This window comes from Paraburkholderia phenazinium (assembly GCF_900141745.1).
GTDB lineage: Bacteria > Pseudomonadota > Gammaproteobacteria > Burkholderiales > Burkholderiaceae > Paraburkholderia > Paraburkholderia phenazinium_B.
Map to the genome: position 1 here is coordinate 4,086,580 of NZ_FSRM01000001.1, position 22,415 is coordinate 4,108,994.

16 protein-coding genes and 2 pseudogenes are annotated in these 22,415 nt (G+C 62.9%); 5 read left to right on the top strand and 13 right to left on the bottom strand.

Annotation, left to right across the window (positions count from 1 at the left end; genetic code table 11):
• Window positions 1-58 precede the first annotated feature (58 nt).
• The 10 genes from waaA to BUS06_RS18375 form a co-directional block, all read right to left on the bottom strand.
• On the bottom strand, window positions 59-1,369 hold the full coding sequence (gene waaA / locus BUS06_RS18330; protein WP_074265551.1) for a lipid IV(A) 3-deoxy-D-manno-octulosonic acid transferase: 1,311 nt from the start codon (window positions 1,367-1,369) through the stop codon (window positions 59-61).
• A gap of 76 nt (window positions 1,370-1,445) precedes the next feature.
• Window positions 1,446-2,330: a Kdo hydroxylase KdoO gene (locus BUS06_RS18335; RefSeq protein WP_074265552.1), complete on the bottom strand. Its 885-nt coding sequence runs from the start codon at window positions 2,328-2,330 to the stop codon at window positions 1,446-1,448.
• Between the two features lie 124 nt (window positions 2,331-2,454).
• Complete coding sequence (gene waaC / locus BUS06_RS18340; protein ID WP_074265553.1) at window positions 2,455-3,456, bottom strand: lipopolysaccharide heptosyltransferase I; 1,002 nt, start codon at window positions 3,454-3,456, stop codon at window positions 2,455-2,457.
• Between the two features lie 125 nt (window positions 3,457-3,581).
• Window positions 3,582-4,307 (bottom strand): PepSY-associated TM helix domain-containing protein, encoded by a 726-nt coding sequence (locus BUS06_RS18345; RefSeq protein ID WP_083611458.1) that lies wholly within the window; start codon window positions 4,305-4,307, stop codon window positions 3,582-3,584.
• Window positions 4,304-4,987 (bottom strand): Fe2+-dependent dioxygenase, encoded by a 684-nt coding sequence (locus tag BUS06_RS18350; protein WP_074265554.1) that lies wholly within the window; start codon window positions 4,985-4,987, stop codon window positions 4,304-4,306. Before BUS06_RS18350 ends, BUS06_RS18345 begins: the two co-directional genes overlap by 4 nt.
• A gap of 83 nt (window positions 4,988-5,070) precedes the next feature.
• The gene (locus tag BUS06_RS18355) at window positions 5,071-7,299 is read right to left on the bottom strand and encodes a TonB-dependent receptor (RefSeq protein ID WP_074265555.1); all 2,229 of its coding nucleotides are present in this window, start codon (window positions 7,297-7,299) and stop codon (window positions 5,071-5,073) included.
• A 756-nt stretch (window positions 7,300-8,055) separates the two neighbouring features.
• Complete coding sequence (locus tag BUS06_RS18360) at window positions 8,056-8,850, bottom strand: hypothetical protein (RefSeq protein WP_074265556.1); 795 nt, start codon at window positions 8,848-8,850, stop codon at window positions 8,056-8,058.
• Window positions 8,851-8,942: 92 nt separating this feature from the next.
• Window positions 8,943-9,332 (bottom strand): hypothetical protein, encoded by a 390-nt coding sequence (locus BUS06_RS18365; RefSeq protein WP_074265557.1) that lies wholly within the window; start codon window positions 9,330-9,332, stop codon window positions 8,943-8,945.
• Window positions 9,333-9,385: 53 nt separating this feature from the next.
• Window positions 9,386-10,474 carry an integrase domain-containing protein gene (locus BUS06_RS18370; protein ID WP_074265558.1) on the bottom strand — a complete coding sequence of 363 codons (1,089 nt, stop codon included), beginning with the start codon at window positions 10,472-10,474 and terminating at the stop codon, window positions 9,386-9,388.
• A 1,332-nt stretch (window positions 10,475-11,806) separates the two neighbouring features.
• A complete protein-coding gene (locus BUS06_RS18375; protein ID WP_074265559.1) occupies window positions 11,807-13,201 on the bottom strand; it encodes a phosphomannomutase/phosphoglucomutase in 1,395 nt (464 codons plus the stop codon).
• Between the two features lie 282 nt (window positions 13,202-13,483).
• Between BUS06_RS18375 and BUS06_RS18380 the strand changes: the two genes are divergently transcribed.
• Genes BUS06_RS18380 through galE form a run of 4 tightly spaced genes read left to right on the top strand, consistent with a single transcriptional unit; the run spans window position 13,484 to window position 17,931 of the window.
• Window positions 13,484-14,758, top strand: a complete 1,275-nt coding sequence (locus tag BUS06_RS18380; RefSeq protein WP_074265560.1) for an oligosaccharide flippase family protein — start codon at window positions 13,484-13,486, stop codon at window positions 14,756-14,758.
• Window positions 14,755-15,657 carry a glycosyltransferase gene (locus BUS06_RS18385; protein ID WP_083611459.1) on the top strand — a complete coding sequence of 301 codons (903 nt, stop codon included), beginning with the start codon at window positions 14,755-14,757 and terminating at the stop codon, window positions 15,655-15,657. The genes BUS06_RS18380 and BUS06_RS18385 overlap by 4 nt, the downstream gene beginning before the upstream one ends.
• A 37-nt stretch (window positions 15,658-15,694) precedes the next feature.
• Window positions 15,695-16,894, top strand: coding sequence for a glycosyltransferase family 4 protein (locus BUS06_RS18390; RefSeq protein ID WP_083611460.1), 1,200 nt, complete (start codon window positions 15,695-15,697; stop codon window positions 16,892-16,894).
• Between the two features lie 11 nt (window positions 16,895-16,905).
• Complete coding sequence (galE, locus tag BUS06_RS18395; protein WP_074265562.1) at window positions 16,906-17,931, top strand: UDP-glucose 4-epimerase GalE; 1,026 nt, start codon at window positions 16,906-16,908, stop codon at window positions 17,929-17,931.
• A gap of 221 nt (window positions 17,932-18,152) precedes the next feature.
• On the opposite strand, the pseudogene BUS06_RS18400 reads toward galE, so the two are convergent.
• From BUS06_RS18400 to BUS06_RS18410, 3 genes and pseudogenes are all read right to left on the bottom strand, one after another.
• Window positions 18,153-18,359 (bottom strand): annotated as a pseudogene (locus BUS06_RS18400) (IS3 family transposase); the annotation flags it as partial.
• 12 nt (window positions 18,360-18,371) lie between these two features.
• Window positions 18,372-18,896, bottom strand: a pseudogene (locus BUS06_RS18405) (transposase); the annotation flags it as partial.
• 783 nt (window positions 18,897-19,679) lie between these two features.
• On the bottom strand, window positions 19,680-21,305 hold the full coding sequence (locus BUS06_RS18410; RefSeq protein ID WP_074265563.1) for a hypothetical protein: 1,626 nt from the start codon (window positions 21,303-21,305) through the stop codon (window positions 19,680-19,682).
• A 762-nt stretch (window positions 21,306-22,067) separates the two neighbouring features.
• Here BUS06_RS18410 and BUS06_RS18415 point away from each other — a divergent pair.
• The gene (locus BUS06_RS18415) at window positions 22,068-22,415 is read left to right on the top strand and encodes a hypothetical protein (RefSeq protein WP_074265564.1); all 348 of its coding nucleotides are present in this window, start codon (window positions 22,068-22,070) and stop codon (window positions 22,413-22,415) included.

Sequence of the window (22,415 nt, forward strand, 5' to 3'; positions counted from 1 at the left end):
GCAGAATATACGATTTATCGCCGAACAAAAGGATACCGCCGGCCAGGTACCGCCACTTTCACTCCACCACCTCCGGCAACAACGCCATCAACACATCCACCGTGCGCGCCGTCGCTCCGCGATGGCGCGCGGCAAACGCCGACGCCGCGCCGCTCATTGCCGTGCGCCGCGCCTTGTCGTTGAAGAGTTCACGCAACGCTCTCGCCAGATCCGCCGGATCCTGCACCTGCACCGCCGCGCCCGCCGCCACGGCATCGGCCGTGGCCTGCGTGAAATTGAACACATGCGGCCCGATCAGCACCGGCACGCCCACCGCGCACGCCTCAATCAGATTCTGTCCACCCAGCGGCAACAGACTGCCGCCGATAAACGCCAGATCGGACGCCGCATAGTAAGCACCCAACTCACCCATCGAATCGCCGAGCAACACGGTCACGCTCGCCGGCAACGCCCGGCCCACGCCCTGTACCGACGCCCCTGCTGCGCCCGGTGCCCAAGTCGAACGACGCTCATAGCGCAGCCCGGCCTTCTCGACCAGCGCCGCCACTTCGTTAAAGCGCTGCGGATGACGCGGCACCAGAATCAGCAACGCATCCTCGACACCTAACGCCGCGAACGCCTGCAGCACAAGCTCCTCTTCATTTTCACGCGTGCTCGCGGCCACCCACACCGGCCGCGAACCGATCGCCGTGCGCCAGGCATGCCCACGTGCCGCGAGTTCCGGCGGCGTGCTCATATCGAACTTCAGATTGCCGAGCACCGCCACGTTACGCGCACCGAGTGCGGTCAAACGCTCAGCATCCGACGGACTCTGCGCCAAGACCCGCGCAAAGCCACCGAACACCTCACGCGTCCCCTTACCGAACCGCGCGGCACGCTTGAACGAGCGCGCCGACATCCGCGCATTGGTCAGCACCAGGGGCACATCGGCCCGCCGGCATTGGTCGATCAGCGTCGGCCACACTTCGGTCTCCATCACGAGTCCGAGCGTCGGACGCCACGCGCGCAAGAAACGTCGCACTACATGCGGCATGTCGTATGGCACGTAGCTGCGCATCACGCGATCGCCGAAGAGTTGCTCGCTGGTGGCGCGGCCGCTCGGCGTCATATGCGTGAGCAGAATGCGCGCATCGGGGCGCGCTTTCATCAGCGCCTCGATCAACGGCTGCGCCGCGCGCGTCTCGCCCACCGATACCGCATGCACCCAGATCAGCGGCGCATCGTCCTCGGGCACGCGGCCACGCGTGTAGCCGAAGCGCTCGCCGATATGCTCGCGATAACCGCGCTCCTTGCGTGAGCGGATCAACAGGCGCAGCACCGCGAGCGGCGCGACGAACCACCAGAGGGCATTATAGATTGCCCTCAGCATCCGCACTCCGCACTCGCGTCCAAAGGGAAGTCGATGAAGTCGAAATCGGCGCAGCCCCGCGCAAAGCCGGCGGCGCTCAAACCAGCGCCCTGCCCTTGAGGCGTTCGAGAATGCCGAGCGGCGCGCACTCGGGTTGCGCCATCGCCTTGACCGGCAGGAAGAAGGTCTGCTCCATCATGAACTGACCGGACATCACGGCGTGCGAAGTCTGATCGGAGAAGCACACCCACACGCAGCCCGGCGGAAACGGCATGGTCTCCTGCGGACTCGACTTCTGGTACTCGAGATCGGCCTTCATGCTGTCGTGCAGATTCAGCATCAGATGGTCGTATTCGCTGCGCAGCGATTTGGTCACGTGCAGCAGGTTCATCAGCCACGCGGAGCCGGGCATCTGCGGCTTGATGCTCGGCAGAAAGCGCCTGGCCATGTCCTCGAACGGTTCACCCACGCGCCACACGCGCGGCGCGCCGGCCGGATTGATGTTGGTGAAAACGCGCAGGATGCGCTCGCCGTAGTTCGGGCGCGACGGGAACGCATCCACGTGAAGGCGGCTATCGTCCTTGCGCCACGAGGTCTGACGCGTTTCCACCTGATGCAGCCGCAGGCTCGTCGGCGCGACGCGCAGCTTGCCGTCGTACTCGGGAAAGAGGCCGTCCACCAGCGTGCGTGCATTGGTCTGATAACGTGCGATCAAAGCGCGTACGGCCGATTGCGTCACCGCATCGCCCACCACGCCATGCAGCGCGCCGCCGTTCGGCTCGAGACTGATGTTCTTGCGATTCGGATCGGCCAGCGCGGGATCGAGCAGCGCCTGCTCGCCCCCTTCGATCGCAAAGCGCAGATTGGGAAAATACAGCACCTTGCCGCGTTCGACGCCGGCCAGCAGCGTCTCGCGCGGCACAGACAGGTTGTGTCCGTGCCAGTCAGCGCTTGCAACTTCGATGATCTGGGTTTCGTTCATGGTCGCCCTTGAAAGCGGATGGAGCGTAATTCTGGTGGCTTGCAGCGTGGTTGCTGTCCTGCAGCATCCTGCCCTCTGGTCAAGCATTGCTGCGCGCGTGGCCCGGCAGGCTGGTCGGTGAAGGCTATAACAACCCGAAACCGGTCAGCGCGGACTTCACTTGCTGCAGCGTCGGCGGCTGGCCAGCGGTGCCGAGATTGATGACATTCGGCGACCAGTAGCCGCCGGTGCGCCACGCGGTGGCGAAATTGTACAACTCGACCGTGGGCCGCTTCAGCGCCGCCGCGATGTGGACTAGACCTGTATCAACTCCGACGGTCGCAGCAGCACCGTCGATCAGTCCCACCACCGCAGGCAACGACAGACGCGGCGGCACGATGGCCGCAGCACCGAACTCCCTGGCAAGCCGCTCGCTGGTCACGCGTTCCGCGTCACTGCCCCACGGCAGCACGATCGAGGCGCCGCGCAGCACCAGCGCCTGCCCCAGTTCGATCCACGCGGCGTCCGGCCATTGCTTGTCGGCCCGCGAGGTGGCGTGCACGAACACCACGTACGGCACGGGCAGGTTCAGATTCGCCTCGGACAGGGCCAGCGCAGCGCGGCCGGTATCGAGGCCGAAGTCGATCTCGTCGGTGGGTTCGGGCTTGGGGTCGTCCAGCGCGGCGGCGACCAGTTGACGCGTGCGCTCCACCACGTGAGTACGAGCTTCGATCGGCACACGCTTGTCGTAGAAGAAGCGCACTGGCCATTCGTAGCCGGCGCCGTCCGTGCGGTTGCCGAGGCCCACCACCGGGCCGCGCGCCATGCTGGCCACCCACGCGGTCTTGATGAGCCCCTGGCAGTCGATCACCAGGTCGTAATTCTCGGCGGCGAGCGCGCGCCGGAACGCACCGATCTCGCGCCAGTTCTCAAGCGAAAAGAGCCGCTTGCGCCAGCGCCGCAGGGACACCGGAATCGCCCGGCGCACGCCGCTCACGAGCTGCACCAGCCCCACGAAGCTCTCTTCGACGAGCCAGTCGATCTGCGCCTCGGGATGGCGGCGATGGATATCCGCGATCACCGGCATGTTGTGAACGACGTCGCCTAGCGACGACACCCGCACGATCAGTATCTTTTGCACGCTCAAGTGGGGATCGCCGGCAATCCGGCGATAAGATGCGTTGAAAGGACGGCAATTTTAGCGCGTCACGTGCAAAAACCATGAAAAAACGCGGCGGGGTAAGTGAATACCACGCCGCGCGAGGGTACGGCTCAGAGAAGCCCGGCGCAAAGCATGGTGACGATGCACCCGATCACGAGCACCGCGCCCACCGTCTTGCGACGGTTCAGTTCGGTCCACAGCAGCACGCCGGTCAGCGACAGCAGGATGAGGCTGCCCGCCAGCGTATCGACCACCAGCACCCACCCGACGCTCATGCCCACGCCCTTGTGCAGGTTGGTCAGCGTGGCGAGAAAGGCGTTTTCCGTGCGCTTGACGGTCACGAAGTCGTTGCCGACCCAGTAGTCCGCCGCGGCGTTCTCGTGCGGCGAGGCGAAACTGATTTCCCAGTGTTCCGGCTGCATCATGCTGCGCTCGCCCCATGCCACCCGATGCGCCGGCTCGTTCTGCATGCGTCCTGGCTTGCCTGCCAGCTTCAGTTCCTGCTTGAGCCACTTTGCCAGCTCGCGCGGCGTTTCAGGCGCGGGTTGCGGCAGCGGCACCTGCACCGTGGAGACCACGGGCTCCCCCGTAGAGACGCGCAAGGGGCCGCCACGATGATTCAGCAGGAACCCGGTGGTGCCGAACAGCAGACCGAGCGCCGCACCCCACAGCCCAATCCAGCCGTGCACCTTGCGCAGCCACTTGATGAAGGTGATACGCCCTGCGCTTTTCGGTTGCCGGGTGGTTTCGGCACCCTGCGGGCCGGTCGCCCGCGCAGGCTTGTCGGGCACGGGGCTCGAACCAACGCCGGCATCGTCGATAACCGGTGTACTCATGTTTCACTCCAAAGACGCAACAGGTTGTGATAGCAACCAACGAGACTGCGGCGTGCCGCGTCGTCGGCCTGGATTGAGTTGAGGCGTTGGATCGCCGTGTCCATATCGAACAGCAGCGCGCGTTGCGTATCGCTGCGCACGAGGCTCTGTGCCCAGAAGAAGCTCGCGAGCCGCACGCCGCGCGTGACGGGCGCGACCTGATGCAGACTGGTGGCCGGATAGACAATCATGTCGCCGGCCGCCAGCTTCACCTGCTGCACGCCGTAGGTATCCTCGATGATCAGTTCGCCGCCATCGTATTCATCCGGGGCGGAGAGAAAGAGCGTCATCGACACATCCGTGCGCACCTTGCTGCCGTTCGGCAACAGACGCACCGCACCGTCCACGTGGCTGCCGAACTGCATGCCGCCTTCGTAACGGTTGAACAGCGGCGGATAGACCTGGTTGGGCAACACTGCGCTGATAAAGAGCGGGTGCCGCTCGAGCTCGGCGAGAATCACATCGCCCAGCTCGCGAGCGAGCGGCGAGAACTGCTCGATCTGCTGGTTGCGTTTGACCGGCGCGCCCTGATAGCCGGCGGTAGCCCGGCCATCGACCCAGGCATCGCCCGCCGCATCGAGCCGTTCGCGCACGAAGCGCAGTTGCTCCTCGTTAAGCACATTCGGAATCTGCAACAGCATCAGTCAATCCTTTCGCGGAGTCGCCGCATTGTACGAACAGGGTGCGTCAACACGGTGACCCCGGAAGTTCACGCAAGTCTGCGTCAGAACCGGTAATCGACCGTAGCCAGCAGCGTGCGGCCAATGCCTGGCACGGAACGGCCACCGTCGGACGGAATCAGCGCATCGTAGTACGTCTTGTTGGTCAGGTTCAGCAGGTTCAGGCGCACATCGTATTTCTTCGCGTGATAGGCCGCCGTCATGTCCCAACGGGTATAGCCGCCGACCTCGACGAAGTTCGTGTTCGAGGCGTAGCGCGCCGACATGTAGCTCGGACCGCCGCCGATTTCCCAGTGCGGGGTTAGCGAGTACGTCGTCCAGAACGTGAGCGTGTTGCGCGGCGTGTTGGCCGGGACGTTCCCCTGGGTGCCGTCGGCCGCCTGCACGATGGTGGCGTCCATGTACGTGTAGCCGCCGTAGACCTGCCACTTGTCGGTGATGTGCCCGGTTACGCCCGCCTGGAAACCGTCGACGCGAACGTCGCCATCAAGCTCGTACTCGGTCGGCGAGACCTGGGTTCGCGCGTTGGTCATTTCCTCGCGGAAGAACGCGGACGTGACCGACAGGTTGCCGCCGAGCAGATCCCACTTGCCGCCCACTTCATACGAACGGGTCGATTCGGGCGCCAGATTCTGCGTCAGGTTGGTCACCGTCAGCGCTTCGAGCGAAGGATCGAACGAGGTGCCGTAGGAGACGTAATACGATTGCCAGTCAGTCGGCTGGTAGATCACGCCAGCGCGCACGCTGGTGAAAAAGTTGGTCTGGCTGGCGTACGACGGCGCGCTGACCGTATTGTGGATCTGCGCCTGGAAGCGATCCCAGCGCAGACCACCAATCAGCTTCCAGTGATCGCCAAGCGAGGCCGTGTCGTTGAAGTAGCCGGCAATTTCGTTGGACCCGGAGTCCGCGTAATTCCCCGTCGTGGTCGTCACCCCTGCCGGGTTGGACAGATAGGCCGGGTTGACCATCGACACGATCGGCAGGTTGTTGCGCGTGTAGGCCTGGTTCGTGTAGCTGTCGTGTCCCACTTCGACACCGGCAATCAGGTCATGCTTGATGAACCCGGTGTTGAATTTGTACTCGAGCGTCGTGTCGTTGTAGATCGAGTGATTCTGGATCACGCGGTCGTGGCTCTGCAGCTTGATGAACAGGTCCGACGGCGACAGCGACGTGTAGTTGCCGTTGGTCAGCGCCGGGCTCGTCGCGAGCGGCCCCGTCAGCACCGATTGCGGCGCGGTTTCGCGCGCGTCCGTCATCGAATGCGAGATTTGCGTCTGGTTGCGCAGCGTGAGGTCGTCGGAGAACCTGTGCTTGATGCCCGCGTTGAATGTCTGCACATCCTGGATGGTGCGGTCCGTCGTGAGGCCGTAGAACGTGTTCTTCGGCACCGGCGACGGATGGCCGTTCAGCGCCTGGACACCATAGTCCGGCATGTCGTAGTTGTGCTGGATCAGCGCGGAGAGCGTGACCTCGGTCGGCGTGCCGATGCCGAAACGCGCTTCGGGCGCGATACCGTAGTCCTTGTTCTTCTCGACGTCGCGCGTCGAACCGAGGCTCTGGCCGAACGCATTGATCCGGATCGCGGACGTATCCGTCAACGGATGATTCAGGTCGACGGTGGTGCGGTAACGGTCGTTGGTGCCGACGGTTGCCGATACGTCGCCCGACTCCTGAAGGTTGGCCTTCTTGCTGACCTGGTTGATCACACCGCCCGTCGAGCCGCGTCCAAACAGCATCGACGACGGGCCATACAGCACCTCGATCTCTTCGAGGTCGAAGGTATCGCGGTAGTACTGGTTTCGGTCGCGGAAGCCGTCGAGATAGATGTCGTTCTGCGCCGTGAAGCCGCGCAGGTTGACGTTATTGCCGATCTGGCCGCCTTCGGCTGCGCCGATCGTCACGCCGGGCGCATTGCGCAACGCGTCCTGAAACGAGGTCGCGCCTTGCGACTGCAGCACGGCCTTGTTAATGACCGTGACCGTCTGAGGGATGTCGCGTAGGGCCGTGGGCGTTTTGGCGCCTACCGTCGAGCGCTCGGCCTGGAAATCCTGCTGAACGCCCTGGCCCGACACGGCGATGGTCGGCAGCGTGCCGCTAGTCGATGCTGCGCTGGAAGACGCGTCTGGAGACACGCCAGGCGATGCATTGGACGACGCGCCCGAAGGCGCAGCCTGCGCGGGAGTCGTCGCTGTGGTCTGCGCCAACGCAGGCGCCGCAAATGGAACGGACAAAGCTAGCGCCAGCGCTGTTGCCAGCGGCGTTTTATTGAACATAGGAATCTCGTCGGTGGAAGTCCTTGCCGGAAACCGCATGCGATGACGGTTTGTGTGACGAAGGAATCGGCGGCTGGCTGGCCGCTCTCCAGTCGACGGGACGGAAGCGGTGGGCTGGCGTTAGTTGTTAATGAGAATTACTATCATTTCATATGTTTCAAAACATTTCAATCGTAAGGAATTCATGCGGGCCGAATAAATCGTTTCGAATTATTACAGAAAGTTATTTGAAAGAATTTTCTGCCGGTGAAATTGGCCCGTGCTGCGGGCAACACGCCGCTCGTGCGCCCGCACGCCCACGCAGCGCGGCCGGACGAGCCCGTCGGTCTGCGCCTCGCAACAGCGATGTATGTCCGGGGTCCCCGGCAGGTCTCGAACGACCCTGGCGGGCCAATACGACGCATCAACAGGACAGCGATCCCTGCGCGTTGCGTGCAAAAGCCCGGCAGACGCGGTGCGGCGGTCCTGCCAACAGAAGGTAGACATGCAAGCCATGTGAAGACCGGGCGCCCGGCGTGCACAGGCCGCAGACTGTCCGCGGCCCGTGAACCGGGTGCGTCTTCCACCTCGCTGCCCTGCTCACTCCCGCATGGCCCGTCTGGCAGTGCCTGCCCGCGCGTGCCGGAAGAAAGCAGGCAGCGCCGTGGGGGCTGCGCCGCGCGCCCCTGTCCCGACCAGCTAAGCACACGGACACCGGTATGACATCCCCGGTGACGTTGTTCACCTCAGCGGTGTCCTCCCCGCCCGTGTGAGCGTTCAGGCGCCCGCAGGAGGGGGCGAGGCAAAACCGGCTGCTTCCTCGAGCCACTCGGCCGGGCTGATGGACGTCAGGCCCAGCGAATCAAGAACCTGGGCGACCCTGTCACGAACGATGGCGAATTTGCGCTGCAACATCACCTTGTGCATGAGCTGGCTCAGGGCTCCTTCGCCGGCCCCCTCACGCCGCGCTTCATCCAGCAGGGCCTGGAAATCGGTTTTACCGTGCAGCCAGTCGCCAAGCCGCTCGCCGTCGCGCTGGATGCGCAGGAGCAGTTCCGTTTCGTGCAGAACCGCAGGTGCGCTCCCCTCTTCCTGCACCCCATGCTCCTCGTAAAATTTCGCGACGAGCGGGTAGGCGGTCTTCGCTGGGTCAAATGGCCCGGCAACATGGATAAAGCGAACCTGGCCGGGAGACATCCCGGCGCCCACCACCGCGTTTGCCATGTTGAAGGCGGCGAGCTGGCATTCTTCGTCCCGCGAGACGGTCAGCAGGCAGAGCTGGTAGTCCGCGGCCGTCCCGGGGTAGTCCGTGAGCAGGCGGATGAAGGCGTCCCGGCTGTCAGCGGCGATGTCCACCAGCGCCCGGGAGGCACTCGCCGCGGCGACGTGGGCGCTCTCGATCAGGTTCGCGCGACAGCGCCGCGTGCCTGGGGGAGTGGGGCCCTGCAAGCGCTGGTCGACGTACAGGATCTGCCCGCCGGTACGGGTCTGGACGAGCGGGGCACTGAGCGCCTGCACGGCAGCGGGTGAGGTACGGATGTGCGCGACCGGTTTCTGGCGTTTCTGGATCATGCTGTTTCTCCTTGGTGTTGCGGTCTGGTTGAAATCGTGGCGGCCCTGCGTCATCGGCAGGCCGCGCGGTGTGGTGCGTCAGACATTGCGCGTCAGACTTGCGGCGGGTCTTTGCGGTCCCTGGGCACCAGCACAAAGCGGTATTTGCCCGTGGCACTGTTGGCGATGCGCAGCCGCCGGCGCGGCGCGGCAAGTCCTGCGAAGCGTGCGGGCTTCCACCCCGAACGGGAAAGGATCATGCGCATGCCCGCGAGCATCAGGTGCAGTTCGTCATCGGGCATGCCGCGCGCCTCGCAATGCTGAATAAAGGGCGCGAAACTCGCCTCCGGGACCGCCGCAAGGGTCGCCGGCAACGCTCCGGACTGCTGCAGATAGGTTTCGTAGATGATCCACAGCGGCATGATCGTGTCACGGACCGCGTTGCCGCCGTGAATGCCGTCAAACGCCGCGGCGGCCTGCCGCGCCAGGGTACTCGGCTGCATGATGCTTCTCCTCAGGTTGTGCCCCGCACGACACCGTGCGGCGCGGTTTCAGGTCATGGATGCACTGGGAGCACGCTCATGCCCGGTTCGATGTCACGTTTGCCCTCGCCGGCGCGCCGGTTGCGTATATGGGCACGCCAGTACGTGCGTGCGCCGTTCTCCTTCACGCGCGGCGGCGGGCGAAACCGCTCGTCATCAGCAATATCCTTCGGTATGCGAATCAAACGGCCATTGTTGAGAATCCTCTGGAAGCGTGGAAGCAGGCCAAGAAGATAAGTCCGCAGGGTGAACAGGCAGCGACCAGGACCGTGCCCCAGATCTGTGCTCACACCCAGCAACACCTCATGCTCGTCCACACCCCGATCGAGCTCCGCGCTCGCCATCTGGTGGCCATATGAGTAACGCAGGCAGTGCCCGGCAATCTCACCCTTGAGGCCAACCGCCCGGTACCGCGCGGAGAGGCTGCCCCTTGAGCCCTCGAGATTTTTGCGCCGCCCCTCGACGAGGCGCCCGTGGTGGGCTCGACAGTAGAGGACTGCCTGCCGGAGTACGGAGACGGTCTCCTCGCGCCGGTGCTCAAGAATCCGGAATCGCCGTTGCCGCCCGCACTTGCCACCCCTGCGAAGCGGCAACGCCTGCGCGCCGCCCAGAAGCAGATGCAGCCATGTTTCAAAATCACGTGTGCTGCGCAGCACCTCGATACGCCGCAATCCAAAAAGCTCCTGCAGACACAGGAGCAGATAGAAACCCTCGTGAACGGCACGCGCGCGAGTGAGTGCCTGGTCCAGTTCCTCAGGCGTGGGTGGCCGTTTCTTGCCATCACGGCACCGCGTCGCGAGTCCGAACGCCTTGTTGGTCATGCTCGCAACGTTACGGCCCAGGCGCGCCATGACGACGCGGATCTCGGTCGCGTAGTTTTTAACCGTGGAGCGCGCCACACCCCTCGCCTCGCAATCATGAAGATAGAGCTCGATCGCGGCGACGGACACGTCCTGGACGCGCCGGGGCAACAGCGCGCGCTCGTGAAGAAAACGGGCGAATCCTTGCCAGACGTCCTTGGTGTTCTCCCAGCTTGCGAAGGCCCCCTGCGGTCCGCGGCGGACCTCACAGGCCTGATGTACCAGCTTGCCCTTCCTGCTCATTTCAACTCTCCTTTGGCTGACGACATGTCCCGCAAGCGCTCTCGCGGGTCATTGCAGCATCAGACGGTCTCGCCAGCGCTACGCGCCGGGCGCACAACACACGACAGGCGATCATGCAACCTCATCGTTAGGACTACAGCACAAGTGGGTTATCCACCTGGCCGGGTGACGCAGCGCCCATGAATAGCGCCAGAAAAGGGGCGTCGGCACCCAGGCCAGGCACGGAAAACCGACAGGCGCGCACTCCCCCCCAGGCGCTGCAAAAAGGGGAGTCCGGGAATGAATCGTTGCTACCAGGGCTGTGAGGCCGGGCCTGGGCGGGGTATCCGGTTAAGCTGAAGGAACCGGCGAACCAGCCGGCTGTAAATCTGGATACCTTTGGGTTTCAGATAATGAGAGCCGCACGGCACGCCTGACATCGGCATGGTCTGGTACGCGTATCCCCCGGCATGGCGGAAGGACCCCAGAGGGCTCACTGGACACCTGTGCAGGCGTGGTTGATATCTGTGCCAACGCGCGGAGATCCGCAACGGCACGCCGACCAAAGTCCGGCGCAACATCGCGTGACCGCAACCGCCCGGTGCCCTGGCAGCAGATTTGATTGATAAATGAAGGGACAGCCATGCGACCCCGCCAGCAGGCGTGGGACGGCAGCCCTGAGTGCTTCACCCCGGATCGGGGGAGCCATCCGCAGACAGGAGCAAGCTGTCCGCGAGCCGCGGCGCACACATGCGTGCAGCGCTGCGACAGTTTTCCAAAAACGGGATGTAATTACGGTTTGATGGCAACGGCGTCAGCGTCGTGCCTGGCGGCACAACGACCTGCTTTCAGCGCACCCAGGACTGACGTCGTGAGGCTGAAACTGCCTGCCTGAGGCGAGCGGTGACATGCGGGCAACGTGCCCGGACACTGCTGTGCCTGCTGTGCTGGTGTTCATCTGACTGAAACTTTCATGCCTGGATAGGCGGAGGCGAAATCTACATAAGCCAAGCGTCTTTATAGCGCGAGTATGGGAATTTAAGCAAGATCTTTTTTAAATCTGCGCGCGAGCAGGACACTGCTGCACGGGCCCGGGCAGGCCGGAGGGCTCTCTGTCACCCCTTGCAGCCCGCATCCCCACCCCGTGCGCACAGGGTTCTCGCGCACTGCGGCCGCCACGCGCGTTGCGTCGACGCAACGCGCGTGGCGCCTTTTACAGATGGCGCCCAACACATCCGACAAGCCAGCCGTTTGGCACCCCGTTGCAGGAAAATCATGGAAATGAAACGCGGGCACCGGTTGACTTCGAAGAGCAGGGCGAGCCGGTACCCGCGCTCTCCGCCAGGGGGGCCGTCAGAACGGCAGTCTGGCGTCCGGCTTCTCGGCCAGAATCACACGTCGGAAGTCTTCCTGGATGCGCGTCAGCGCGGCGTCGTTATCCGCCTCGAAGCGCATTACGACGACCGGCGTAGTGTTCGAGGAGCGCGCCAGACCGAAGCCGTCCGGGTACTCGACGCGCAGGCCATCGATCTTCACGATGTCGTCCGCGCCGGTGAACTGCGCATTCTTCTGCAGTCCCGCAATCAGCTCGAAGTTTTCGCCTTCTTCGAGCTTCAGTTGCAGCTCCGGCGTGGAATGCGAATTCGGCAGCGAGTTCAGCAACGCGCTCGGATCGTCGACGCGCGCCAGGATTTCCAGCAGACGCGCGCCCGTGTACAGGCCGTCGTCGAAGCCATACCAGCGGTCCTTGAAGAACACGTGGCCGCTCATTTCACCAGCCAGCGGCGCACCGGTTTCGCGCAGCTTGGCTTTCACCAGCGAATGGCCGGTCTTCCACATCAGCGGTTCGCCGCCCTTCTCCTTCACCCACTTCGCCAGATTGCGCGTGCACTTCACGTCGTAGATGATCTGCGCGCCCTTGTTGCGCGACAGCACTTCTTCGGCGAACAGCATCAACTGACGGTCCGGATAGATGATCTGGCCGTCCTTGGTGACGACACCCAGACGGTCGCCGTCGCCGTCGAACGCGAAACCGATTTCAGCGTCGGTTTCCTTCAACGCCTTGATCACGTCCTGGAGGTTTTCCGGGTGAGCCGGGTCCGGGTGGTGATTCGGGAAGTTGCCGTCGATCTCCGTGAACAGTTCGACCAGCTCGCAACCGAGCTTCCTGAACAGCTTCGGAGCGAGGCCGCCGGCGACGCCGTTGCCGGTATCCACGACGATCTTCAGCGGACGTGCCAGCTTGATGTCGCTGACGATGCGATCGAGGTAAGCATCGGAAATGTCGTAATCCGTGTAGCTGCCGCTGCCGCTCGCGAAGTTGTCGTCGACGATGCGCTGATGCAGCGCGAGGATCTGCTCGCCATAGATAGCCGCGCCGCGCAGCACCATCTTGAAGCCGTTGTAGTCCGGCGGATTGTGGCTGCCTGTCACGACGATGCACGAGTCGACACGGCGCTCGCCACCCGGCAGTTGCAGCGGCACGCTCGCGCCGAAGTAGCCGACCGGCGTGGGCACCATGCCGACGTTGACGACATCGACACCCGCCGAGCGCAGGCCATCGGACAGCGCCCCGATCAGTTCGGGGCCCGACAGGCGGCCGTCACGGGCCACCACGACGGCGTCGCCGCCTTGTGCACGCACTTCGCTGCCGAACGCGCGGCCGATCAGACGGGCGGTGTCGGCGTCGAGTGTCTTGCCGATCACGCCACGAATGTCATACGCCTTGAAAATGGATTTGGAAATCATGGTTGGCTCACTTGCGTGCATTGGAAAAGTTGACCGGCACCTTGTGTGGTTATCGGCGGTCGTGGGTGGTCATCGCGCTGCGCCCTTGCCGGAGGCGCTCCGGTTCCAACTTATAATTGCGCTTTTCTGTCACGCCTTACAGCCGACTATTCTAATGCTTAGACGCCCTCCGATCATAAAGTTGCCGCTTCTGCCGGCCGGGTGGGCAATCGCACGGACAGGCTCGTCGGATCTGGATAGGCGCACAGGGCGAACCGGGCGAACTGAACGGGCAGGCGCTGGATGCTGACGCTCAAACGCTTCTCCGGGCGCTTTGCCAATCCCGATGTGACGCGAGCGTTTGCGAATATCGTCTGGCTCGGGCTTGAACGGGTGACGCAGATCGCCGTCGCCATTCTCATCAGCGGCATGCTGGCGCGCTACTTCGGACCGGATACCTTCGGCAAATGGCAATACGCCAATACGCTGCTGCTGGTGCTCTCGCCGATCACCTGGGTGTGCGGCGCCGAGATCCTCGTGCCGACCATCGTCAACCGGCCGCCGGCGCAACTGGGCACCGTGCTGGGGAGCGCCTTCGCACTGCGTATCTCGGTTTCGGCCGGGGCCTTGCTCATCACGTGGATCGGCATTGCCGCAGGGCTCACCGATCCGCTCGTCGGCGCCATGCTGGCCGGGCTGGCAGTGACGATGCTGTTCCGCGAGCCGTTTGTCGGCGTGATCAATTCGTGGCTGCAGAGCATGACCTACAGCAAGCCGCAATTGCTCACCAGCATGAGCACGGCCATCGTCAAGGCTGGGCTTGTCTACCTGCTGGTGCGGGCTGCCACGACGCCCGCCCGCTTCGGCTGGCTATGGGCGCTGGAATCGGCGGCGATCGGCGCGGTGCTGCTCGCCTATTACATCCGCCGCCATGGCGGCAAGCTCGGCTGGCATGTCGACCGCTCGCTCTTCAGGCATTTCGCGAGCGCGGGCACCGTGTTCTGGCTCGGCCTGATCTGCATGTACCTGTTCCTGAAACTCGACCGGCTGATGCTGGAGCGGGCCATCTCGTTTGCCGATCTCGGCCGCTATTCGGCTGCCCAGCAACTCAACGAGAACTGGATCACGCTCGCGCTGATGCTGGCGCAAACCATTGCGCCCGCTTTCGTTTACCGCGTACAGGAGCCCGCTCACCTGCGCCGCAATATGTGGCGGCTGACGGCGATGACGGCGGCGCTGATGATCGGCGGCGCAATCGTGCTCGATCTGCTGGCGGGCATCATCATCCGGCGCGTGTTCGGGCCTGCCTACGAAGGCGCCATCGAGATTTTCCGCTGGGCCGTGTGGCTTTCCGTGCCGGCCGGGATCGAGGCGATCGGCAACCTGGTTGTGCTGAAATATCAGGCCAAGTTCGTGTTGCTGGCGAAGTGGCTGCTGGCGCTGGCCGTGGCGTTCGCCGTCAATCTGCTGGCGATCCCACGCCTCGGGCCTTATGGCGCGCTGGTCGGACTGGCGGCCGGTTATCTGGTCGCCGCGTCGGTCAACCTCTATTACATCCGCTTCAAGTTGCGCTCATGACGAATTCATCCGCCCCGGCGCAAAGCCCGCGAACACCGCAATGGCCGCGTGGGCCGCAAGGCTCAGTGGGTCAGCAACTGCGTGCGTCGGACAAAGCCCTTGGCGACGTCGCCGTGCTGTTGCCGGCATATAACGGCCAGGCCGACGTCGACCGTACGCTGGCATCGTTCAGCGAGGACGACGCGCTGGTTCACGTGCTGATCGTCGACGATGGCAGCACGCCGCCGATCGTCGCCCCGGCCCTGCCGAACCTGGAGATCGAAATCTTGCGCATGCCGCAAAACGGCGGCATCGAGAAGGCGCTGCAGACCGGCATCGACGCGCTTGCCGAACGCGGTTTCCGCTATGCCGCGCGAATCGACGCGGGCGATCTGAGCGTGCCGCGCCGGCTCGCGAAACAGCGCGCGTACATGGACGCAAATCCTCAAGTAGCCGGTCTCGGCATGTGGACCCAGGTGGTGACGCGCGACGGCAAGCCGCTCTTCATGCTGAGGCCACCCGCCGCGCCGGATGCGATCCGCCGCCTGCGCTTTTACCGCAGTTGCCTCGCGCACCCTTCGATGATGTTGCGCATCGACGCCGTGCGCGCGGTGGGCAACTACCGCGCCGATTACCGTTCCGCCGAAGACCTCGATCTTTTCCTGCGTCTGATGGAACGCCATGACTGCGCGAACCTGCCGGAACTGGGCCTGTATTACGAGCTGAACGAAGGCGGCATTAGCGCCACCAAACGGCGTGGCCAGGTCGCATCGACCCTGCGCCTGCAACTGCGCTACTTCAACGTGCTCAACCTGTATGACTGGTTAGGGCTCGCGAAGAATCTGCTGCACCTTGTCACGCCGTATCGCACCCTGCAGGCTGTGAAGCGCAGGTTGTATGCGCCCGACGCCGGACACTGAAACCTTGATGCACCCTCGAAGCCCCTGTCAAACCGCCATGAAGCCCAACGTTTCAACCGTGCCAGATGTTGCCCACGTGCCCGACATCGCCGGCGTTGCTGCTGGCCCCGCTGTTTCGTTGCGCATTACACTCGTCTGCAACACTGCCTGGGCAATCTACACGTACCGGCAAGGGCTGATCCGCGAACTGGTCGCACGCGGCGTCGAGGTGACGGTGCTGGCACCGCACGACCGCACTTTCGACCTGCTGGGCGCCATGGGCTGCCACTGCATCGAATTGCCGGTGGCCTCGAAAGGCACCAGCCCGCGCGACGACCTGCGCACGCTATGGGCGCTCTACCGCCACTACCGGACAATCCGCCCGCATATCGTGTTTCACTATACGATCAAGCCGAACATTTACGGCTCGATTGCGGCCAAGCTGGCGGGCGTCGATTCGGTCGCGGTGACCACAGGGCTCGGCTATGTGTTCATCCAGCACAGCCGTGCAGCGCAGGTCGCCAAAAAGCTTTACCGCTTCGCGTTTCGCTTTCCGCGCGAAGTGTGGTTTCTGAACCGCGACGATCAGGCCGCTTTCGTCGATCAGAAGCTGCTCGTGCATCCGGAACGCGCGCGCCTGCTGCACGGCGAAGGGGTGGATCTCGAGCAGTTCGCCTTTACGCCTTTGCCGGACAAGGCGAATTTCGACTTCGTGTTGATTGGCCGGTTGCTGTGGGACAAGGGCGTAGGCGAATACGTGGAGGCCGCGCGAAGCTTGCGCGCACGCTATCCTCAGGCGCGTTTTCGTCTTTTGGGACCCGTGGGCGTGGATAATCCCAGTGCGATCACCCGCGAAGAAGTGGCCGCCTGGGAGCACGAAGGCGTCATCGAATATCTGGGCGAGGCCCACGACGTGCGGCCATTTATCGCCGCAGCCGATTGTGTCGTATTACCCTCGTATCGTGAGGGGGTGCCGCGCACGCTGATGGAAGCCTCGGCGATGGGTCGCCCGATTGTGGCGACCGATGTGCCAGGCTGCCGGGAAGTGGTCGCGGATGGCGTGAATGGTTTGCTGTGCGAAGTGCGCAACGCGGAAAGTCTCGCTGCGCGGCTCGCACAGATGCTCGACATGAGCGGCGTGGCACGCCGCGCCATGGGCGAACGCGGCCGGCAAAAAGTCGCCGCCGAATTCGACGAGCGTGTAGTGGTAGAAAGATATAAAGACCTGGTTCGCAACCTGACAGGCGTTTCACTCTAACGGAGCACAGCATGACCACGAAGGGCACGATTCTGGTAACGGGCGGCGCGGGTTTCATCGGCTCGCATACATCCGTCGAACTGCTGAACGGCGGCTATGACGTTGTCGTGATCGACAATCTCGTGAACAGCAATCGCGAGTCGCTCAGGCGCGTCGAACAGATCGCCGGCCGTGCCGTGACGTTCTACGAAGCCGACGCGCGCGACGAAACCGCGCTGAACCGCATTTTCGATGCGCATCCGGTAACGGGTGCGATCCACTTTGCGGCGTTGAAGGCGGTGGGCGAATCAGTAACGAAGCCGATCGAGTACTACAGCAATAACGTCGGCAGTCTGCTCACGCTGCTCGGTGTGATGCGAGATCGCAATGTGAAGCAGTTTGTGTTCAGCTCGTCCGCTACCGTGTACGGCGTGCCGGAAAGTTCGCCAATCGACGAGTCGTTTCCGCTGTCGGCGACCAACCCTTACGGCCAGTCGAAGCTGATCGCCGAGCAGGTGCTACGCGATCTCGAACTATCGGACCCGAGCTGGCGCATTGCCACGCTGCGCTACTTCAATCCCGTGGGCGCGCATGAGAGCGGGCTGATCGGCGAAGACCCGGCTGGTGTTCCGAACAATCTGATGCCGTACGTCGCGCAGGTGGCGGTGGGCAAGCTCGAGAAACTGCGCGTGTTCGGTGGCGACTATGACACGCCGGATGGCACCGGCGTGCGCGACTACATCCATGTGGTCGATCTGGCGCGCGGGCACCTGGCTGCACTCGACGCGCTGGTGAAGCACGATGCGAGTTTTGTGGTGAACCTCGGTACCGGCCAGGGGTATAGCGTACTCGACGTGGTGCGCTCGTTCGAGAAAGCCTCAGGCCGCCCCGTGCCGTACGAAATCGTGACACGCCGCCCCGGCGACGTGGCGTCCTGCTACGCGAATCCGGCAGCCGCAGCAAAGCTGCTCGGATGGCAGGCGCAGTTTGGTATCGAGCGTATGTGTGTGGATCACTGGCGCTGGCAGGAAAGCAACCCGCAAGGATACAAGGTGTAACGTCTCAAACCGCCCGGTTGACCAGCGCTGACGCGCCCCGGCAGGCCCGCGCTGCGTGAGCTTGTCCGCTTGCCCGCCCGGGCGCAACCACTGTCGTGTTCGGGCGCCGCCCTGGAAGGGGCCGCCGAAAATAAATTCCCGGCTGCTTGCGCGCGGGCAGATCCATGCGATATCAGCGAACTGACCTTGCCCCCGTTTGTCGAAACCCATGACCGGGGATGTTATGCGTCCTTGCCTTGCTGTGCTGCGCACCAGTTCTGCCCGAAAGTCATCGGGCTAACGTAGTTGAGCGTCGAGTGTAACCGGCGTGCATTGTAAAGGCCCAGCCGGTCAATCACCTCGTCCATTGCGGCACGCCGCGTGGCGAAGCGCCGCCCGTGCATACGTGCAACCTTGAGCGAACCCCACAGACTTCCATTCGGTGCATTGACGCTCCTATGTCAGGTGGCAAGCGTCGAACCGGCCAGATCGGCGAGGATGAGTGGGTACAACCTCCTCACCATATAGCGCTTCAGGTAGCGGCGAATTTCCTTGCTGGACATACCTTCCTGCGTCCGGCGCTCGACGTGAGCCCGGGTCCGGGGATCGCTTCTCATGCGGACCATTGCGATGGTCCACAAGGCATTGTTTGCAGACCGGTCGCCGCCCCTGTTCAAGCGATGCCGGACCGTCTTGCCGGACGACACCTGCGACGGACCTGTGCCGCAAAGTGCAGCCAGCGCAGCTTCACTTTTGAGGCGTTCGGGATTGTCTCCCGCCACAGCAGCCAATACCGCAGCGGTCTGAGGGCCGACGCCGAATCTTTCGCGAAGGCGTCTGGCATGCTCGCTGGTCAGACTTTCAAGCACGCTATCGAGAGCTTTGAGCTCCTGCGCCAGCGTCAGCCACCGCTTCGCCAGCAAACGCAGCGAGGTCGTGAGCGTTTGCAAGATTGGCGTTTGGCCCAACGAACGAAGACGGGCACATCCGGTTGTCGCAGCCTCATGTTGCGCAATCCGGATCGGGCAACAGTTGCTGTCGGGGATTTCTGGTTGATAACGTTGGACGAAACGGAGAACGGCGAATTCGAGTAGGCGGGTAAGGCCACACTCCGCTCAAGGGCACTTCGACTCCACCACTGCAGCAACTGGGCGCGGTGGCCCAAAACTCAACTCGGCGCGAACAGTACTCGACGACCGGCACGGCCTGTGCTCCACAGTCATCACCCGCCACCGCCAGATCGCTGCCAGATCGCTGTTGAAGGCTGGCATACCGCCAGCGGTGATCCAACGCTCGCCCACGCTATCCTCGACCTGCTGGTTCACATCGCCTCACGTTCCCAGGCGAGTCGATGCGCAAACGCCGAAATGGTTTGGCCAGCAAAAACCGGAGCCGGAGTTAAGGAACTCACTCCGTGTTGCCATGTCCATGGCGCTCGCCTCGGCGTGGAAACACTGCTCGGTTTCGCGTGGAATGCCGGCTCGCATTGCCGCGGATCGGTCGCCCGATTTGCGCCGAATACGCACCCTGTCAGGCACGGTTGTGCGGCGTCGCAAACCGTCACTGCGACGCAGCGCTCATACCAGACGCAGCATTGCAACGCCGCGGACTAGCTGGCCAGATCGTGGAGAAGATCGGGTAGTCACGTAAGTCATGCGACGTCTCGCCGCTGGGAAGACCGACAGTCATCTCATGGGCGCCGCATTAGCGACACCCCCGTGATCGAGCCGAATCGATCCGCAGCAGACACGGGGGCGGAGCCGGGAATGTCAGATCCTGCTCGCGCTGATCGCTGAGATCCATTCTTCGCGGGAGATCTCAAGACGCTTCAATATCTGACCAGCAAGGAAGCTTGGAATTGCTGGATTGACGCCGTAATGACTACCAAGGCGGAACGGGTGCGCACCGCCGCGCAGAAGCTTAATCTCTGAACCCTTGCCTTGCACGATCTCCACGCCGCACATACGCAGGATCTTGAAAAAGCGGCTACGCCGGATTTGAGGCAAAAAGGGGCCCCGCCCCGCGTTCACCGCGACTGCCGGAATGCTGGCGCCAGCTTCGAAGTGGGGATCAGCATCAATCGGCTCCCGCAATGCTTCGGCATACTCGGCATGGACGAGAAGATCGTTGGCACCGTTTGCGACGCCTGACCCAGAATCAGGCACACCGTCGTGCTGTTTGCGCTGCAGAAAATATCGGTTGATCTTCAGGTAATCTTCGACGATCCGGTCATGCACCTGGCTAATCAGCCAATGCGACACGCGCAGCGCGTCTGTCGCGCCCAGGAAACGTTCAACAGTTAGCCATGGATGCATCAGACAGCCCAAGGCCCCGTCAAAATCGAGGGTGAGGCCTGCCCGGCATGCTCCAGTCTCAAGACCGGCGTGGAGCTCCTCTTCGCTGTCAAAGAATGCAAACATGCCGAATCCATGCGGTCCGAGAAAGCGAAAGACTGCGACACACGTTGAGCCGCGAATGGGGAACGTATACCGGGACGTTCTTTTCGATGAGCAAAGGTACGGAAACGCCTCCAGCAGATCGCCCACGCAGGAATGAAAGTCTGCTCGAAGAACGACGTCGGGATCCATGGCCTCGACATCGACCAGAGCCGCGGAGAGAGGTCTCAGGACAACATCCCGGGTGTACAGCGCGGCGTCCACCCCGTAGAGATTCATGTGGTGGCTCACGCAATTGGCAACATGTTTATTGCGCAGGCACGCTCCTTCCCACTTCAGCAGGTGAAATGCGTCTATACCGTGCCGGCAGACGATGTGTCCCGGTTTGAGGAAGCAGCCCTCAATGAGCTGATAGCACATGCAATCCATGGCCCGTGACCAGATTTCCTGATACATGCGGTCATCGCCATGCGCAATGCGTGTGTCGATCTCGCGGATAAACGTTTCGAAGAGCTTGCCGTAGGTGACGAATGGTTCGTTCTCTACCCCTCGCCGGCGCTTGTACAGCACCTCCTGCATGGCTCGCTCGCACCAGTTCAGGACCCGGGCCTTGAGGTCCATCAATTCGACGTCGGCAAAGAGCTGCACCTTAACGGCCTGCGTCCAGCATCCGGCGTAGCGGTTGTTCAGCGCTCTCGTTGCCTCTATGAGACCATTGCCCTCGTCGCGCAAATTCATGGTGAGAAAGCACGCGAGGCTGAGCGGCAATTTCATGAGGGGCTGCTCCCTGATGATACAGTCACCCGCTTTCACGATGCCCTGTGAATACACGTCCAGCGCGCTCGCCGGTTTGAGATTCAGGATTTTGGCATCTTCCTCTGCCAATCGGCGTGCAACAACGGACGCGGGCAGCTCGATGAGGCTGCTTTCTAACTGTATGGTGCACCCGCCTGCCTGGCCTTCTGCCCGTTGCCCCAGTTTTTTGATGAACTTCGTCACAGCTAAACTCCGATAAAAAGCGCTATCAATGCGTTTCGACAGTCATATGAACTTGGGCGCCACGGCTGGCGAGCCCGTCCACGCTGTCCCTCCACACCGGTGATCGCACGCTTCCATCGGCCTCAACGCATAGCGTCCGTTGCATCGCATCCCGCCACCGGTGGAGCGGGAGAAACCACCTTGCGCGGTCCCGGTAGAACCTATCGGTCATCCCGGGAAGAAATTTAGGTAAAAATTCACGGTGCAGAGCATGGGGAAGGTCGCACTTCGACCGGAATCCGCCGCCCGATGAAGTGCACATGACGTATGAGAACGCAATACGTGCGGCGCAGGCCGTGGTGGCCAAAGGCCGACATCGTCGACGGGAGCCTCGTGTCGGGCCCGTACAATGCGAGAAGACGCAATCTTGACTGGAAGCACGCCATCGCCGTGCAGGTGCAGGCGCCTTTCTCATCACTTGCCGCAGGCCCCATTGACGGACCCGGTCCGTGCTGCCGTGGAGACAACCCGGGGACGCAGTCTTATCACGCAGAGCTGCGAGCTTGGGCCGCCAAGGGTGAGCGCCGCCGCCCGCGCTTTTCAGAAACTGCGGCGGAAGTTCACACTTGGCTGACACAGCTTTCGCTTTCCGTGGCACACGACGTCCCGGTTGCCGGTCCGCCAATCGCGCCTCGTCAGTCATGGAAACTTTTTACACATAATTGCGTGTAACACATAAATGCGCGTTATACTTTGCATTCATTCTGGATGGAGGGTCCTATCATGGCCGAAACCGTTAATTTCACCGGAGCAGTCGATCGCGACCTGCTCAAGCGCGCCAAGATCCTTGCAGCCAAATCGGACACGTCCGTGAATGCGCTGTTCAACGCCGAGTTGCGCTATCTGGTCGAGACGTTTGAGGCAGCGGAAGCCAGCGACAACCAGAACTTTCGTACCCTGGTCGATTTCTCGCTCGGCCGCATCGACGACAAGCAAGCGATGAACGCGCTGGGCATCGACACCGACGAAGACCTGTTCCTGCTCATGGCTCAGGCCCACCTGCCGATGCCGCGGCTCCCGGAGTTGAGCACACGCCGCATGCTCGACGACCTGAACGCGCTGCGCAAATAG